At 68.3% G+C, this 16,371-nt stretch carries 15 protein-coding genes and 1 tRNA gene; 11 read left to right on the top strand and 5 right to left on the bottom strand.

Features of this window, described 5'->3' with window-relative positions:
- The first annotated feature begins 24 nt into the window (after positions 1–24).
- The 4 genes from KF780_12035 to KF780_12020 all read left to right on the top strand — a co-directional run bounded on the left by KF780_12035 (position 25) and on the right by KF780_12020 (position 4,059).
- A tRNA-Gln gene (locus tag KF780_12035) sits at positions 25–99 on the top strand.
- A 24-nt stretch (positions 100–123) separates the two neighbouring features.
- Positions 124–921 carry a DUF72 domain-containing protein gene (locus KF780_12030; protein MBX3562527.1) on the top strand — a complete coding sequence of 266 codons (798 nt, stop codon included), beginning with the start codon at positions 124–126 and terminating at the stop codon, positions 919–921.
- A complete protein-coding gene (locus tag KF780_12025) occupies positions 918–2,417 on the top strand; it encodes an aldehyde dehydrogenase family protein (protein ID MBX3562526.1) in 1,500 nt (499 codons plus the stop codon). Before KF780_12030 ends, KF780_12025 begins: the two co-directional genes overlap by 4 nt.
- Positions 2,418–2,517: 100 nt before the next feature.
- Entirely contained in the window at positions 2,518–4,059 is a 1,542-nt protein-coding gene (locus tag KF780_12020) for an EAL domain-containing protein (GenBank protein MBX3562525.1), read from the top strand.
- Positions 4,060–4,065: 6 nt separating this feature from the next.
- Here KF780_12020 and KF780_12015 read toward each other — a convergent pair whose 3' ends face one another.
- The 4 genes from KF780_12015 to KF780_12000 all read right to left on the bottom strand — a co-directional run bounded on the left by KF780_12015 (position 4,066) and on the right by KF780_12000 (position 9,380).
- A complete protein-coding gene (locus KF780_12015; protein MBX3562524.1) occupies positions 4,066–4,758 on the bottom strand; it encodes an MFS transporter in 693 nt (230 codons plus the stop codon).
- 25 nt (positions 4,759–4,783) lie between these two features.
- On the bottom strand, positions 4,784–6,130 hold the full coding sequence (locus KF780_12010) for an amidohydrolase family protein (protein ID MBX3562523.1): 1,347 nt from the start codon (positions 6,128–6,130) through the stop codon (positions 4,784–4,786).
- The gene (locus tag KF780_12005) at positions 6,127–7,407 is read right to left on the bottom strand and encodes an amidohydrolase (protein ID MBX3562522.1); all 1,281 of its coding nucleotides are present in this window, start codon (positions 7,405–7,407) and stop codon (positions 6,127–6,129) included. Before KF780_12005 ends, KF780_12010 begins: the two co-directional genes overlap by 4 nt.
- Before the next feature lie 119 nt (positions 7,408–7,526).
- The gene (locus KF780_12000; protein ID MBX3562521.1) at positions 7,527–9,380 is read right to left on the bottom strand and encodes a peptide MFS transporter; all 1,854 of its coding nucleotides are present in this window, start codon (positions 9,378–9,380) and stop codon (positions 7,527–7,529) included.
- A gap of 130 nt (positions 9,381–9,510) precedes the next feature.
- Between KF780_12000 and KF780_11995 the strand changes: the two genes are divergently transcribed.
- The 5 genes from KF780_11995 (at position 9,511) to KF780_11975 (ending at position 12,437) form a co-directional block, all read left to right on the top strand.
- The gene (locus KF780_11995; GenBank protein MBX3562520.1) at positions 9,511–10,101 is read left to right on the top strand and encodes a nitroreductase; all 591 of its coding nucleotides are present in this window, start codon (positions 9,511–9,513) and stop codon (positions 10,099–10,101) included.
- Between the two features lie 60 nt (positions 10,102–10,161).
- A complete protein-coding gene (locus KF780_11990; GenBank protein MBX3562519.1) occupies positions 10,162–10,506 on the top strand; it encodes a GntR family transcriptional regulator in 345 nt (114 codons plus the stop codon).
- A 19-nt stretch (positions 10,507–10,525) separates the two neighbouring features.
- Positions 10,526–10,666, top strand: a complete 141-nt coding sequence (locus KF780_11985) for a hypothetical protein (GenBank protein MBX3562518.1) — start codon at positions 10,526–10,528, stop codon at positions 10,664–10,666.
- A 52-nt stretch (positions 10,667–10,718) separates the two neighbouring features.
- Positions 10,719–11,132: an MliC family protein gene (locus KF780_11980; GenBank protein MBX3562517.1), complete on the top strand. Its 414-nt coding sequence runs from the start codon at positions 10,719–10,721 to the stop codon at positions 11,130–11,132.
- Positions 11,133–11,279: 147 nt separating this feature from the next.
- Entirely contained in the window at positions 11,280–12,437 is a 1,158-nt protein-coding gene (locus KF780_11975) for a hypothetical protein (GenBank protein ID MBX3562516.1), read from the top strand.
- 10 nt (positions 12,438–12,447) lie between these two features.
- Here the strand turns inward: KF780_11975 and KF780_11970 are convergent, their stop codons facing one another.
- Complete coding sequence (locus tag KF780_11970) at positions 12,448–14,127, bottom strand: acyl-CoA dehydrogenase (GenBank protein MBX3562515.1); 1,680 nt, start codon at positions 14,125–14,127, stop codon at positions 12,448–12,450.
- Between the two features lie 48 nt (positions 14,128–14,175).
- Here KF780_11970 and KF780_11965 point away from each other — a divergent pair, with 48 nt between their 5' ends.
- Positions 14,176–15,096, top strand: coding sequence for a threonylcarbamoyl-AMP synthase (locus tag KF780_11965; GenBank protein ID MBX3562514.1), 921 nt, complete (start codon positions 14,176–14,178; stop codon positions 15,094–15,096).
- Positions 15,093–16,331 (top strand): threonine synthase, encoded by a 1,239-nt coding sequence (locus KF780_11960; GenBank protein ID MBX3562513.1) that lies wholly within the window; start codon positions 15,093–15,095, stop codon positions 16,329–16,331. Before KF780_11965 ends, KF780_11960 begins: the two co-directional genes overlap by 4 nt.
- The last annotated feature ends 40 nt before the right edge of the window (positions 16,332–16,371 follow it).

Raw genomic sequence — 16,371 nt, 5'->3', positions numbered from 1 at the left:
TAAGCCGCGCGTCAACCGCTCTGCTGGGGCGTCGCCAAGTGGTAAGGCACCGGTTTTTGGTACCGGCATTCGCAGGTTCGAATCCTGCCGCCCCAGCCAAGCGGAAATCAACGGGCGAGGATCATGGGGGCTGGATCGATCCGGGTCGGCATCGGCGGGTGGGATTTCGATCCCTGGCGGGGCAGCTTCTTTCCCGCCGGCCTGCCCAAGGCGAAGCAGCTCGACTATGTCGGGCAGCAGTTGAGTGCGACCGAGATCAACGCGACCTATTATCGCACCCAGAAGCCTGAGCTGTTCGCGCGCTGGGCGAAGGCGGTGCCGGACGGCTTCCAGTTCGCGCTCAAGGCGTCGCGCTTCTGCACCAACCGACGCAATTTGGGTGAAGCGGCGGAATCGATCGGCAAGTTCTGCGCGCAGGGTTTCACCGAGCTGGGCGAGCGCCTCGGACCGATCCTGTGGCAGCTCGCGCCGACCAAGAAGTTCGATCCGGACGAAATCCGCGCCTTCTTCGCGCTGCTGCCGACCAGTCGCGACGGGATCCGGCTGCGTCACGCGATCGAGCCGCGCCACGAAAGTTTCAGGGACCGGGCGTTCGTCGCGATGGCGCGCGCCGCCAATATCGCCGTCGTCGTCGCGGATCATGAAAGCTACCCGCAGATCGCCGATCTCGGCGCCGATTTCGTCTATGCCCGGCTGATGCGCGCGAGGGAATCGGAACCGGCGGGCTATGCGCCGGCCGAACTCGAACGCTGGGCCGATGTCGCGCGCGGCTGGGCGGCTGGCGAAAGCCCGACGGGGCTCGATTATGTGAGCGAGGCACCGGCGGCGGACGCGCCGCGCGATACGTTCGTCTTCTTCATCGCCGGCGACAAGATTCGCAATCCGCAGGCGGCCGAAGCGCTGATCGGACGGCTCGCATGAGCGGTTCTTCATCCGCAACCGAAGCTGCACGGTCGTTGCAGCGGCTGGGCGTCCAGGCTGGCGAGGGCGATCTCGAATCCCGCTCGCCCATCGACGGCGCCGTGATCGGAAGAGTCGCGACGAGCGATGCCGCGGCCATCAAAGCCGGCGTGGCGCGCGCGCACGAAGCCTTCCTCACCTGGCGACAAGTGCCCGCGCCGCGCCGCGGCGAATTGGTGCGGTTGTTCGGCGAGATGCTGCGTGAGGAAAAGGACGCGCTCGGCCGGCTGGTCAGCCTGGAATGCGGCAAGGTGCTCTCCGAAGGGCTCGGCGAAGTGCAGGAAATGATCGACATCTGCGATTTCGCGGTCGGTCTTTCGCGACAACTTCACGGCCTCACCATCGCGACCGAGCGGCCGGATCACCGGATGATGGAGACCTGGCATCCACTGGGCGTCGTTGGCGTCATTTCCGCATTCAACTTTCCGGTGGCGGTCTGGGCCTGGAATGCCTGCCTTGCCTTTGTGTGCGGCGACAGTGTCGTCTGGAAACCATCTGAAAAGACACCGCTTTGTGCCGCCGCCGTCACCGCGCTCTTCGCTCGCGCCGCTGCCCGTTTCGGCGACGCGCCGGAAGGATTGCTGGAGCTCGCGCAGGGCGGCCGCGCAGCCGGCGCGGCGCTCGCCGACGATCCGCGCGTGCCGCTCGTCTCGGCGACGGGATCGACCCGGATGGGCCGCGAACTGGCCCCGCGCGTCGCGGCTCGGTTCGGCCGATCCCTGCTGGAGCTGGGCGGCAACAATGCGATGATCGTCGCGCCTTCGGCCGATCTCGATCTCGCCACCCGCGCCATCGCCTTCGCCGCCGCCGGTACGGCGGGGCAGCGGTGCACCACGCTGCGCCGCCTCTTCGTCCATGACAGCGTCTATGACGATCTGGTCGGCCGGTTGCGCGCCGTCTGGGCGAAGCTCCCGGTCGGCAACCCGCTGGAGGAGGGCATCCTGGTCGGCCCGTTGATCGACGGCGAAGCGGTCACGGCGATGATGGCGGCGCTCGACGAGGCACGCGCCCAGGGTGGCATCGTCCATGGCGGCGAGGCGCTGGGCGGCAATCATGTGCGCCCGGCGCTGGTCGAGATGCCCGGCCAGAGCGCGGTGATGCGCAAGGAAACGTTCGCGCCGATCCTCTACGTCGTGCGCTTTGCCGGTCTCGACGCCGCGATCGCGCTCCAGAACGATGTGCCCCAGGGCCTCGCTTCATCGATCTTCACCACCGATTTGCGCGAGGCGGAGCTGTTCCTCTCCGCCGCCGGCTCCGATTGCGGCATCGCCAACGTCAATATCGGGCCCTCGGGTGCCGAGATCGGCGGCGCCTTCGGCGGCGAGAAGGAGACCGGCGGAGGGCGCGAGAGCGGCTCGGATGCCTGGCGCGCCTATATGCGCCGGGCCACCAACACGATCAATTACGGCCGCGCGCTGCCGCTCGCCCAGGGCGTCGATTTTTCGCTGCCGGACTGAGGCTGAGCAGCGCCAGAAAAGCTTCCCGCCGAGGGTATCTCTGAGCGATTTGTTAACCCTTGATCGGCTATCGGGGACGCTTCTCGCGGGAGAGCATCGGGTGGGGTATTCACGAAAGGTCGGCCCGCCGATCGTATCGGCAGCGGTGGCGACGCTCGTCCTGACCAACTTCGCCACGATCAGCATCATCCGGGACAGCGCGACGTCCCGCCTCGATCTGTTCACGACTATCTGGCCGATCGTACTCACGTCCGCTGTCGCGGTCATCCTCGTCATGTCGTTCCTGTATCGCTCGATCGTCGATCTGGTGAGCGAGCTTGAAGAGCGCCAGGCGATCGCGCAGCATCAGGCGCTGCATGATCAGCTTACCGGCCTCGCCAACCGCGCGCTGCTCGAGGACCGCCTTTCCCAGGCGCTGACCCGCTATCGCCGCGCCGGCGAACATGTCGCGCTGCTCATGCTCGATCTCGATCGCTTCAAGCAGGTCAACGACACGCTCGGCCACAATGCCGGCGACTCGCTGGTCGTCGAGGTCGGCGAGCGGTTGCGCGCGCTCGTGCGCGAAACCGATACGGTGGCGCGGATCGGCGGCGACGAGTTCGCCATCGTCCAGGTCAGCCCCAAGGGCGAAGCCGATGTGCGCCGGCTGTGCGAACGGATTATCGGGGTCATCCGCCAGCCCTTCAGCATCGGTGACCGCGAAGCGCGGGTCGGCGTCTCGATCGGCGCGGTCTTCGCCAGCAAGGAAGTGGCCGAGGCTTCCGAGCTGCTGCGCAAGGCCGACATCACCATGTACCGGGCCAAGGCGGCAGGGCGCGACTGTTTCCGTATCTTCACCGAAGCGATGGATGCCGACGTGCAGCGCCGCGACCAGATCGAACTCAGCCTGCGCGCGGAGCTCGCCGAACCCGATGCGCTCCAGCTGCATTTCCAGCCGATCATCGGCAATCGCGGCCAGGTCATCGGCGCCGAAGGCCTGCTGCGCTGGGACCATCCGACGCTCGGCCAGGTGGCGCCGATGGACATCGTGCCGATCGCCGAGGAATGTGGCGTGATCGACCAGCTTGGCCTGATGGCATTTCGTGAGGCCTGCAAAGTGGCGCGGCGCTGGCCGGACCTGGCCGTCGCCGTCAATCTGTCGCCGATGCAGTTCCGCAACGCCGATTTCCCCGCGACCTTGCGCCGCATCGCCGGCGAGCATGAAGTGCCGTTCGAGCAGCTCGAGCTTGAGATCACCGAAGGGCTTTTCATCGAGCATGGCTCCCTGTGCGCCCATGCCATCGAGGAGCTGCGCCGCGACGGCTTCCGCATCGTGCTCGACGATTTCGGCACCGGCTATTCCTCGCTCTCGTGTCTGCGTCGCTTCCCGGTCGACAAGATCAAGCTCGACCGCTCCTTCATCGACATTGCCGCGCGCGACCAGAGCGTCGCCATCATTCGCGCCGCCGTCACGCTCGGCCATGCGATGAATCTCGAGGTCGTGGCCGAAGGCGTGTCCTGCGCCGAAGAGGAGCAGATCGCGCTCGAAGCGGGCTGCGATGCCGTTCAGGGTCATCTCTATGCGCATGCGCTCGCGCCGGAGAAGCTGGAGGCCTATCTGGCCGCCGCGCGCCGTGGATCGTCTCTCTCCGACGCCGCCTAAGAACGCTTATCGGCTCAGCAAATCGCCCAGCGGCGAGACGAGCGGCGCGTGCCAGGACGTCAACAGCGCCCAGAAGATCGTTCCGCCGATCAATGCGAACCAGCCAGGAAAGGCCGCGCGCCATGTGGTGCGGCCGTCGAGCAATGCCGCGAAAGGCATGAAGGAGGTGCGCGCCTGCCAGTCGCGCCAGGATCCGCCGATGAGGCGCGCCTTCTTGGCGTCCTGGCCGAGTGAGCCGGCGAGCGCGAGGATGAGAATGCCGCCGGCGACGATCAGGTTGCGCGCGCTGCCCGAAAGCGAGATGTGGACCAAGGCCCACAGGATGAAGCTGGAATTCATCGGATGGCGGGTGATCGCGAAGACGCCGCGCGCGGGCCCGATCGTCCCCTTGTTGCCGGCTTCCGGGAAGGCCGGATTGCGGATCAGTGAACCGACAAGGAGGATGCTGGCGACCAGCATCAGGGCGGACGCGAACGGCCACCACCAGAGTGGCGCCACCCAGAGCGGAGAAGGGCCCGCCGTCTGCCACCAGGCGAGGATCATCCAGCCCAAAGTGAGCGCCGAAACCAGCGAATAGGCGCCGAGAAAGCCGCGCGCCCCCAGCCGGGCGACCAAGGCCGCCCGAAAGGGATGCGACATCGCCAAATGCGTACCGACGAAGGCGAGAGTCGCCAGCGCGAGGCTGACGACCGGGCTCATGTCCGCTGCAGCCTCATTTCGGCCCTCACCTGGGGTTGTAGGCGTGCGGCAGCGCGCCCTCCTGCGGCTGGCGGTAGCGGTCGCGCAGGCGGGTCTGCCGATTGGTCAGGTCCTGCTGGACGCCGTCGATCCAGACCGCCTCCACGCCGCTGGCCAGCTCCAGAGGGTCACCGTCCCACAGCACGACGTCGGCACGACGACCGGGGCGGAGCGAGCCGATCTCGCCGTCCAGTCCCATCGCGGCGGCGGGCCGCGCGCTGATCGAGGCGAATGCCTCGTCCCAGCTGAGGCCGGTATGACCCGGCACCTGGCCGATGCCGACGAGATTGCCGGCATATTGGGTCAGCACGCGAACCTGACGCGATTCGTCGTCGTTGATCATGCCGAGCGCGACCTCGACGCCCGCCGCGCGCATCCGCCCGACATTGGACTGGGTGGCGGCGAGTTGTTCGAAAGTCGCGGGCAGATCGTTGAGCGCATTGGCGATCACCGGCACGCGCGCGGCCGCGATCCGATCGGCGACGCGCCAACCTTCGGTGGCGCCGACGAGCACGATCCGCAGATTCGGGAATTCCTGCCGGAGCGCCAACGTCTGAAGGATGTCGTTCGCGCTTTCGACATGGACGAGCAGCAGTTGGCTTCCTTGCAGCACCGGCACCAGGGCCGCCGCATCGAAGCGGGTGAGCAGCACATCCTCAGAACGACGCACATCAGACTGGATGAGTGGATTGTTGGCCCCCGAACCGGCCCGTGCCGCGCCGGGGCGCAGGTCGCGCGCTTCCCGGAGCGCGTTGCGCAGCAGCACATGCGCGGCCGGGCGGCTGCCGCCCGCGTCGCGCGCGCCGGTTTCGCCCAGCTCGATGAATTGGAAGGCGCGCGGCCGGGTGATCGGCTCCATGTCGCCGCCCATGTCGATGATCGCGCCCTGGCCGGCAAAAATGCTGCGGCTCGTTCCCGGTGCGACGACGGCGCGGGTGATGCCGGCGGCGCGGCTGACCTGGATCGCGGTGGTCTGCGAATTGATCGCTGGGGCGACGTCGATCGCGGCGTTGAACGGCGTGTTGTTCGCGCGCACATCGTTGGTGCCGGACACGGCATCGACCTCGACCAGACCGACGCGAGAGAAGCCGGCGACGATGCCGGGTGTCACCCATTTGCCGGTCGCATCGACCATGGTCGCGCCCGCCGGCACGGCCACGTTACGGCCGGCGGCCACGACACGGCCGTCGCGGATGACGACGGTGCCGCCGTCGATCGGGGCACTGCCGTCGCCAATGACGACGCGGCCGCCAGTGATCGCGACGGTCTGCGCCGAAGCGGGCGCGGCGGAAAGGGCGACGATGCCCGCCAGGACCAGCGACAGCCTCCTCATTTCACGTCTCCCTCGCCGGGCTGGCCGAGCTCGAAATCGCTTACCGGACGCAGCCTCGCATTATTCATGTCGTAGAGCAGGGCACCGTCGATCCACACCTGCTGCGGGCGGGTATAGGCGCTGAACGGATGGCCGTTCCACAAGACGACGTCTGCGCGCTTGCCGACGCGCAGCGACCCGGTCTCCTCCGCGATGCCGAGCGCACGGGCCGGATTGATCGCCAGCCAGGTCCAGGCGACCTCGTCGGAGATGTCGATGCCCATGCGGCGTCCGTCGGCGAGCGCCTTGGCCGCTTCCTGGTTCAGTCGCTGAATGCCGTTGGCATCGTCCGAATGGACGATCGCGCAGGCACCGGCATTGTGGACCAGCGGGATATTTTCGTTGATCGCATCATAGGCTTCCATCTTGAAGCCCCACCAATCCGCCCACATCGCGGCGCAGGTGTTGGCACCGCGCAGCAGATCCGGAATCTTGTAGGCCTCCACCGCGTGGTGGAAGCTGGCGATCTCGAAGCCGAACTCGCGGCCCATGTCGAGCATGATCGCCATCTCGTCGGCGCGGTAGCAATGATTGTGGACGAGGATCTCGCCGTCCAGCACCCCGGCCAGCGTCTCCAGCGCGAAATCGCGGGCCGTGCTGGGATCTCGCGCGCGGCGGTCGCGATATTCGGCGGCGCGCTGCCAAGTCTGTCGCATCAGCGCGACATTGCCCATCCGGGTCTGCGGCATCTGGTTGCGGCCGCCATAGACGCGCTTGGGATTCTCGCCGCAGGCCATTTTGAGACCGCGCGGCGCGCCGGGGAAGCGCATCGCCTGCATCGTGCGGGCCGGCACGTTGCGCAGCGTCACGCCCCGGCCGCCGAAGAGATTGGCGGAGCCGGGCAGGATTTGCAGCGTCGTCACGCCGCCATTGGCGAGCGCGCGGGAGAAACCGGGATCCTGCGGCCAGACGCTGTGTTCGGCCCACACTTCCGGGCGCACCGGACCGGTCACTTCGTTGCCGTCGCTGTGCGCCTCAACGCCGGGGCTCGGATAATCGCCCAGATGGCTGTGCACGTCGATCACGCCGGGCGTCACCCAGCGGCCGGCGCCGTCGATCCGCATCGCGCCTTCGGGAATTGGCGTGTCCGCCCCGCCGACCGCCTGGATGATGCCGTTCGCCAGCACGATCGTGCCGCCCTCGATCCGACCGCCTTCGCCGTCGAAGATCGTCGCATTGACGATCGCCGTCGTGACGCCCGGATAGGGGCGGTAGGTGGAGGGATAGGGATCCTCCATCGCCGCCCGGCGATCCGGGGCAGGGGTGGTCGCCGATGCGCTGCGCGGCTCCGGCCGGCTCGGAGAGCAGGCGGTGGCGAGCAGGGCGGAGACGGCGAGCGCGGCGAAGCCCGCGCCCCTCACAGGCCGCCTCCCGGCACGTTGGGCTGGGTGCCCGGATGCATGCCCGGCGCGGCAGGTTCGGCCAGCTCCGCCGTGCCGGCGAGGTCGTCGTCCTTCAGCGTGTCGAGGTGCATCAGCTTCTTGATGATCGGCGAGATCAGGAACACGCCGACGCCGACGCCGATCGCGACCCAGCCGACCGTCGAATAGACGCTCAGCACGATCTCCTTGCCGGCCGCCTCGTTCTCAAGCCCCTCCGCGCCGGTCGCCGCCGCGATCAGGCCCGCGACGAAATTGCCGGTCGCCGAGGCGAAGAACCAGGTGCCCATGATGATCGACGCCATGTGCGACGGCGCCAGCCGGTTCATCGCGCTGAGGCCGACCGGCGACAGGCAGAGCTCGCCGGTGGTGTGCAGCAGGTAGATGAGGAAGATGAAGATGATCGGGGTGGGCACGCCCAGCCCGTACGCATAGGCGCCGGCCACCAGCACCAGGAAGCCCGCGCCGAGCTGGATCATGCCCAGGCCGAACTTGGCGGGCGCGGACGGTTCGAGTCCGCGCCGCCCGAGCCCGATCCACAGCATCGCGAACAACGGCGCCAGCAGCACGATGTAGATGGCGTTGATCGACTGGAACACCGCCGCGGGAACGTCGATGCCGAGCATGACGCGGTCCACATGCCGGTCGGTGAACAGGTTGAGCGACGAACCCGCCTGTTCGAACAGCGCCCAGAACAGGATGGAGCCGAAGATCAGGAACATCGCCGCGAAGATGCGGTCGCGGTCCTGGCCTTCGACCGTCATGACCTGCGCGATCATGATCCCCAAAATGCCGAACGCGCCGACGGCGGCGGCAATGCCGTAGATCGGCATGGTGAAGTTGCCGATCGCGATTTCGCGCGAGGTCGTCTCCAGCAAGGCCGGCACCAGCAGGCTGCCGCTCGCATGGAGGAAGAAGGCGACGAACATCAGTGCGCCGAACGCGAAGGTCATGACTTTGACGAAGCTGTCGAGCGTCCAGCGCCCGCCGGCGAGGACGAACATCGAATAATAGATCACCGAGACGAAGAGCACGACGCCGAACAGGGCGAGCAGCCATCCGATCAGGCTCTGATACTGAATCAGCAGCCAGATGCCGCCGACCGCCGCGATGCCGAGGCCGTAGAGCAGCCATTCGAACTTCACCCCCGCAACGGTGGATGCGAGCTTTTCGGGGACCTGGGATTCGCCCCTGCCCATCAGCAGCGGCTTGCCCCAGATGAAGACGATGAGGCCGAGCAACATGCCGATGCCGGCCGCGCCGAAACCGTAGCTCCAGCCATAGGTCTGGCCGAGATAGCCGGCGATGATCGCGCCCAGCGCCGCGCCCAGATTGATGCCCATGTAGAAGATCGTATAGGCGCCGTCGCGGCGTACGTCGGTGCGCGGATAGAGCTGCCCGACCATCACCGAGATATTGGCTTTGAGGAAGCCCGAGCCGACGATGATGAAGGCGAGGGCGAGCCAGAAGATGTTGATCGCCGGGTTGTCGGCGCCCAGCGTGTCGTCGCCCTCGAACGCCATCAGGAAGTGGCCGAAGGTGAGCAATATGGCGCCGAACAGCACCGCCTTTCGCTGCCCCAGATAGCGGTCCGCCAGATAGCCGCCGAGCACCGGCGTGATGTAAACGAGGGCGGTATAGGCGCCGTAGATGACCGAGGCGCGTTCGTCCGAATACATCCAGTGCTGGACGAGGTAGAAGATCAGCAGCGCCCGCATGCCGTAATAGGAGAAGCGCTCCCACATTTCGGCGAAGAAGAGGACGAACAGGCCGCGGGGATGGCCGAGAATCGTGCGCGATTCCTCGGCGGCGTAATCGGGGTTGGTGGCCATCTGGCGAAGCTCCCTGGGGATTCATGGTTCGGCCGTCTGGGGCGGCCGTTGAGTGGCGCGCAGACTAGCGGGTGTTTTGCGCTTGTGAAGCGGGATTGTTGCCCAGCGCGGCGGCTGGTAGCGCCGCTCCATGCTCAACGATCGCTCCTCCGCACTCCGCTTCCTCGAAACCCGCCGTTCCGCCCGCCCGCGCGATCTGGTCGCGCCGGGACCGGACGCGGAGGAACTGCGCCGCATCCTCGCCATCGCCATGCGCACGCCGGACCATGGCAAGCTCGCGCCCTGGCGGTTCGTCCATGTCCCGGCGGAGCGGCGCGCCGAGTTCGCGGCGATGCTGGAGGCGGCCTATCGCACGGTGAATCCCGATCCGGGGCGGCTCGAGATCGAGGCGGTCCATCGCTTCGCCCAGCAGGCGCCGGAGCTGATCGTCGCGCTCTCGGCGCCGGTGCAGGGTCACAAGATTCCCGTCTGGGAGCAGGAGCTGTCCTGCGGCGCTGCCTGCATGAACCTGATGCTCGCCGCCCATGCGTTGGGCTATGCGGCCGGCTGGGTGACCGGCTGGGCAGCATATTCTGACGCGGTTCTGCATTCGCTCGGGGGTCGGCCCGGCGAGCGAATCGCCGGTTTCGTCTTCATCGGCACTTCCGGCGTCGAGCTGGAGGAGCGCATCCGCCCGGAATATGGCGAAATCGTCTCGGAATGGGGAAAACGGGCCGAATAATTCCCGTCACAGCCGGATTCCACCCTTGACCTTGCCGGTGTATTAGTATCATATGACGGCATGAACGATGATCGTCCCGTCTATCTCCGCCTGCGCGATCGCATCGCGGCGATGATCCTCGAGGGTCGGGTCGGCGAAGGCGATGCGCTGCCCTCGGTGCGCAGCCTTGCCGCCGATTTCGGCGCCAATCCGCTCACCGTGGCCAAGGCCTATCAGAGCTTCCAGGAGGAAGGGCTGGTGGTCGTGAAGCGCGGCGTGGGCATGTTCGTGGCGAAGGGCGCGGCGGAGCGGCTGCGGACCGCCGAGCGCAAGGACTTCCTGGAAAATCGCTGGCCGCGAATCGTCTCGCACATGCGGATGCTGGGCCTCGACGCCGAGGACCTGGTCGAGCGCGCGCTGGTCTGAGCCCGCGCGCGACACGTCGATGACGCCATTGCGCGCCTTTTTCTGCTCGTTCGCGGCCGGCCTGCTCGCGCTGACCGGCGGGCACAGCCTGATTTCCAGTCTGACGGCAACGCCGGTCGATGCGCCGCCGAAGGGCCCGCTCACCATCCCCGACGCTTGATTTCGCGCGGCGTCGCGCGCACCATGACCGCGCTTCTGCGTGGAGGCGCGCGATGAAACGATCTTCTCCTCTTGCCGTCGCGGCTTTGGTCGGTGCCGTTTTGATGCTGTCCGGCTTCGCCGGCGGCGGCGGCCGGGTCAAATCCGGGCCCGCCTTGATCCCCTATGCCTGCGAAGACGGGCGCCAAGTACAGGCGATCTACGAGCATGGCGGCGATTATCTGCATGCCAGGGTGCGGCTCAGCTATGACGGGCAGACCGCCGAGCTGAGCGCGGCGCCGACGCTCTATGGCCTGCGCTATGTCGGCACGGGCGAACAGCCGCTCGCCTGGTCATTGCGCGGCGAGCATGCGTCGCTGGCGCAGGTCAGCGACGCCGCCAATGTCGAGGAGGCGGGCCAGTCGATCGCGCAATGCGTCCGCGTCCGAGGCGGCGCGGCCATGGCGCATGCGGGGGGCGTTCACTGACACGGTAAAGGTGTGACCCTTTTGCCGCACAGGGGCGACCGTTCGGCGCATGGCCTTGATACGTCGTTAAAATCCGCTGCCGACGCGCTTATGTGAGCGGCTTGCGGCCGCAATGGCCGCGCGAGGGTGGGATTTCGAACGGATTCAATGGTGAAGATCAAGCGGAGCCTGTCCATCGCCGGTATCTGCGCCGCGCTGTGCGGCGCGGGGGCGGCATGGGCGCAGGAGAGTGACGGCAATACGATCGGACCGCCGCAATTGCGCGATTTCTCGCTCGAACCCAACAACCGCATCGTCGCGCCGCCTGCGCCGGAGGCCCAGCCGCAGTCGCAACAACCCCAGACGCCGCCCCTCGTCCGGATCGCTCCGCCGCTTCCGGCCGCCCAGTCATCTGATGTCGTGCCGCCCGAGCAGTCGTCGCGCCCGGTGCCAGCACAGCCGCGCCCGACGACGTCGGAAACTCTCCGGCCGGCGCCCGCTGCGCCGATCCAGGCCGAGCTCGCGCCATCTCCGTTTGACGCGTCTTCTCCGGATGCGATGCTGCCGCAGGCGTCGCCGCCGATGCAGGCGCCCGACGAGAACGAGGCTGGCGCGACCGAGGACGCGCCGGTTGTCGAGGAAAGCGGCGCTTTCCCGTGGCTCTACGTTTTGCCCGCCTTGCTGCTCGCATTGCTCGGCGCCGCGCTGCTGCGCCGCCGGCTGGCCGGGCAGGAGGAGCGGCCGGAGGCCGAGGATGGTGCCACCAGTCCCGCCGCCGCCGCGCCGGCGTCCTCGAAGCCGCGCCCGGAACCCGGCATGCGGCCCTGGCTGGAGCTGGAGATCAGGACCGAGCGCGCCGCGTTTACCGACGCCGAAGCCAGTGTCAATTTCGAGCTGGAGATCCGCAACAGCGGCAAGAGCCCGGCGAAGAATCTGCGGATCGACGTCAAGATGTTCAACGGCTCGGAGCAGCAGGACAAGGAGATCGGCGCTTTCTTCCGCACCGCCGGACGCGAAACGACGCGGCTCAATCTGCCGACGATCGCGCCCGGGCAGAGCGGCGTGATTCGCGGTGAGGTCGGCATGCCGCGCGATCAGATGCGGGCGCTCCGCCTGGACGACCGGATGCTGTTCATCCCGGTGATCGCGGTCAACGCACTCTACGATTGCGATGACGGCCGCACCGGCCAGACCTCGCGCTCCTACATCGTCGGCCGCGAATTGCAGGCCGAAAGCGAGCGGATGGGTGCCTTCCGAGTCGATCAGGGCCCGCGCATCTGGCGCACAGTGGGGCAGCGCCCGCACAAGCTGGCGCGGCGGGTCTAACCCCTTACCGTCAGGCCGCGAACGCCTCCTCGTCCGCCGCGTAGAGCATGTCGGCGGGCGCGGTCGCCGCCGCCAGCAGCCCGCGCGCTTCCGGCACGATCTGGTCGAGGAAGAAGCGCGCCGATGCCCGCTTCATCGCGGCGAAAGTCGGGTCGCCCTGATGACCGGCGAGCGCGGCGAGCTGGCGCGTCATGAGCCAGCCGCAGGTCGCGACCGAAAGCATGGTGAGGAAGGGATAGGACGCGGCCAGCCGGTCGTCCGGCTCCGCTCCCAGCAGGCTCTGCGTCACCGTCTCGCAATCGTCCGCCAACGCCAGCAACGCGGCTTCGCCCGCCGCGTCGGCGCGAATGTCCGCGATCAGCGCCGCCAGCACCGCGCCGCCCTCCAGTCCCAGCTTGCGCCCGACCAGATCGGCCGCCTGGATGCCGTTCGTGCCTTCGTAGATCGGGGAGATACGGGCGTCGCGGTAATGCTGGGCGGCGCCGGTCTCCTCGATATAGCCCATGCCGCCATGAACCTGGACGCCGAGGCTCGTCACCTCGCAGCCGATATCGGTGCCGTAAGCCTTCACCAGCGGGGTCAGCAGGTCGGCGCGGGCCCGCGCCGCCGCGTCGCCGCGCCCGGCCCGGTCGGTCTGCCCGGCGGTGTAATAGGCCAGCGCCCGCGCCGCCTGGGTCAGCGCCTTCATCCTGAGCAACATCCGGCGCACGTCCGGAAATTCGATGATCCGCGCCGGCCGGCCCTCGCGGCTGCCCTGCACGCGCTCGCGGGCATAGGCGACGGCCTGCTGCGTCGCCCGCTCGGCGATCGACACGCCCTGCAGGCCGACATTGAGCCGGGCGTTGTTCATCATCGTGAACATCGCCGCCATGCCCTTGTTCTCCGCGCCGATCAGCCAGCCGGTCGCGCCCCCAAGATCGCCATAGGCCATGACGCAGGTGGGGGAGGCGTGGATGCCCATCTTGTGCTCGATCGACACGCATCTGAGGTCGTTCCTCGTCCCGTCGGAGAGGATTTTCGGCACCAGGAAGAGCGAGATGCCGCGCGTCCCCGCCGGCGCGTCCGGCAGGCGGGCGAGGACGAGATGGACGATATTGTCGGCCAGGTCGTGCTCGCCGAAGGTGATGAAGATCTTCTGGCCGGTGATCCTGTAGCTGCCGTCGCCATTCGGGACGGCGCGGGTCTTGAGCGCGCCGACGTCGGAGCCGGCCTGCGGCTCGGTGAGGTTCATCGTGCCGGTCCATTCGCCGGTGATGAGCTTTGGGAGCCACTCGGCCTGAAGCTCCGGCGAACCATGATGCTTCAGCGCCTCGACCGCGCCGGGGGTGAGCATCATCACCAGCGAGAAGCCCATATTGGCCGAGCCGAGATCCTCCATGACGACGGTGGCGAGGCAGAGCGGCAGGCCCTGGCCGCCATGCTCCTCGGGGCCCGCCAGGGTGCCCCAGCCGCCCTCGACATAGGCGCGATAGGCCTCGCGAAACCCTGCCGGCAGCGTCACGCTCTCTTCCGACCATTTGGCGCCGACCTCGTCGCCGATCCGGTTGAGCGGCGCGAACTCGCCCGCCGCGAAGGCCCCGGCGCCCTCGACGATCGCGCCGACAAGGTCGTTGTCCTCGACGAGATCGGCGATACCGACGATATGATCGAGCAGGAATTTCTGGTCTTTGACGGGCGGCGTGTAAGTCATCTCGGCTCCGCGGTTGCGCGATGGTCCCGCCGGCTATAGCGCGGCGCCATGAGCGCGCAAAACACCCGCGTGATGCCCTATGACGCGGCCGCGATCGCCGAGGCCGCGCGGCTGATCCGCGACGGGCAGCCCGTCGCCGTGCCGACCGAGACGGTCTACGGCCTCGCCGCAGACGCCGGATCGGGCGAAGCGGTCGCGCGCATCTACGCGGCCAAGGGGCGGCCGAGCTTCAATCCGCTGATCGTCCATGTCAGGGATGTGGCGCAAGCCGCTGAAATCGCAGAATTCGATGACATGGCGCGTGCATTGGCGGAGCGCTACTGGCCCGGCCCGCTCACTCTCGCCCTGTCGCTGCGCGAAGGGGCGCCGGTGGCCTCGCTGGTGACGGCGGGGCTGCCCACCGTCGCGCTACGCATGCCCGCCCATCCGGCGATGCGCGATCTGCTGGCGGCGGTGGGGCGCCCGCTCGCCGCACCCTCGGCCAATGCCAGCGGCCGGATCAGCCCGACCCGCGCCGCCCATGTGCTGGCTAGCCTCGACGGGCGCATCCCGCTGATCGTCGATGCCGGGCCAACCGCGCACGGACTCGAGTCGACGATTGTGGCGGTGACGGATGGGCGATTGCGTCTGCTGCGGCCGGGGCCGATCGATCTCGGCCTGGAGATCGCGCAGAACGGCGGGATCGAGGCGCCCGGCCAGCTTGCCAGCCATTATGCGCCGGCCAAGCCGCTGCGGCTCGACGCGGCCGAGGCGCGGCCGAGCGAGTGGCTGATCGGCTTCGGCGCGGTGGCGGGCGACGCCAGCCTCAGCCGGTCCGGCGATCTGGTCGAGGCGGCGGCGCGGCTGTTCGCGGCGCTGCACGAGGCCGATGCCAGCGGCCGCGCGGCGATCGCCGTTGCGCCGGTGCCGGAGGAAGGACTGGGCATGGCGATCAACGACCGGCTGCAGCGGGCGGCGGCACCGCGATGAGCTGGAACGCCAATCTCGCCGGCGCGCGGCCGAGCTTCGTCACCCATCTCGAATGTTCGATGACGGGCGAGCGTTACGAGGCGGACCGGCTGCACGGCCTGTCGTCGGCGGGGCGGCCCTTGCTGGTCCGCTACGATCTGGACGGGGTGCGGGGGGCCTTGAGCTGCGAGGTGCTGGCGTCCCGCCCGACCGATCTCTGGCGCTGGCGCGAACTGCTGCCAGTGCACCGCGCGGAGCATATCGTCAGTCTCGGCGAGGCGGAGACGCCGCTGGTGCCGCTCGGTGGCGCCGCGCGAAGGCTCGGCCTCGACGAATTGCTGGTGAAGGACGAGGGGCGGTTGCCCACTGGCTCGTTCAAGGCGCGCGGCCTCGTCATGGCGGTGTCGATGGCCAAGGCGCTCGGCGTCACGAAGATCGCGATGCCGACCAACGGCAATGCCGGCGCCGCGCTCGCCGCCTACGCGACCCGCGCCGGGATCGAGACCGTCGTGCTCTGCCCGGACGACACGCCGGAGATCAACGTGCGCGAGATCGCGGCGCAGGGCGCGCGGGTCTGGCGCGTGAACGGCCTGATCGACCAGTGCGGGGCGATCGTCGCCGAGGGCGCGGCGCGGGGCGAGTGGTTCGATTTCTCGACGCTGAAGGAGCCCTACCGGATCGAGGGCAAGAAGACGATGGGGCTGGAGCTGGCCGCGCAGCTCGGCTGGCGGCTGCCGGACGTCATCTTCTATCCCACCGGCGGCGGCACTGGACTCATCGGCATGTGGAAGGCGTTCGACGAGCTGGAGGCGATCGGCCTGATCGGGCCGGAGCGGCCGCGCATGATCGCCGTCCAGGCGGCGGGCTGCGCGCCGATCGTCAAGGCGTTCGAGGACGGGGTCGAACATGCCGAGCGCTGGGAGGACGCCCACACGATCGCGGCCGGCATCCGGGTGCCCAAGGCGGTGGGCGATTTCCTGATCCTGCGCGCGGTGCGCGAGAGCGGCGGCGCCGCCATCGCCGTGCCGGACGACGAGATCGTCGCGGCCGGCGCGGCGTCGGCGGGGGAGGGGCTGCTGCTCTGCCCCGAGGGCGCGGCGACCCTGGCCGCCTGCATCCGCGCCCGGGCGGCGGGGCTGGTCCGCGAGGGGGAGCGCGTGGTCCTGTTCAACTGCGCCATCGGCCTCAAATATCCGATGGCGGACCGCTCCCGGCCGTTGGACCGGAATGCGAAGATCGATCACGCCCGGCTGTAGGATCGTTCCGGACATGTTATCCTGCTCCCACCCGGAACAA

It is taken from the genome of Sphingomonas sp., from assembly GCA_019635535.1.
Lineage (GTDB): Bacteria > Pseudomonadota > Alphaproteobacteria > Sphingomonadales > Sphingomonadaceae > Allosphingosinicella.
Note: the sequence above shows the minus strand (reverse complement) of the source record. Positions and strands in the feature narration are given on the sequence as shown.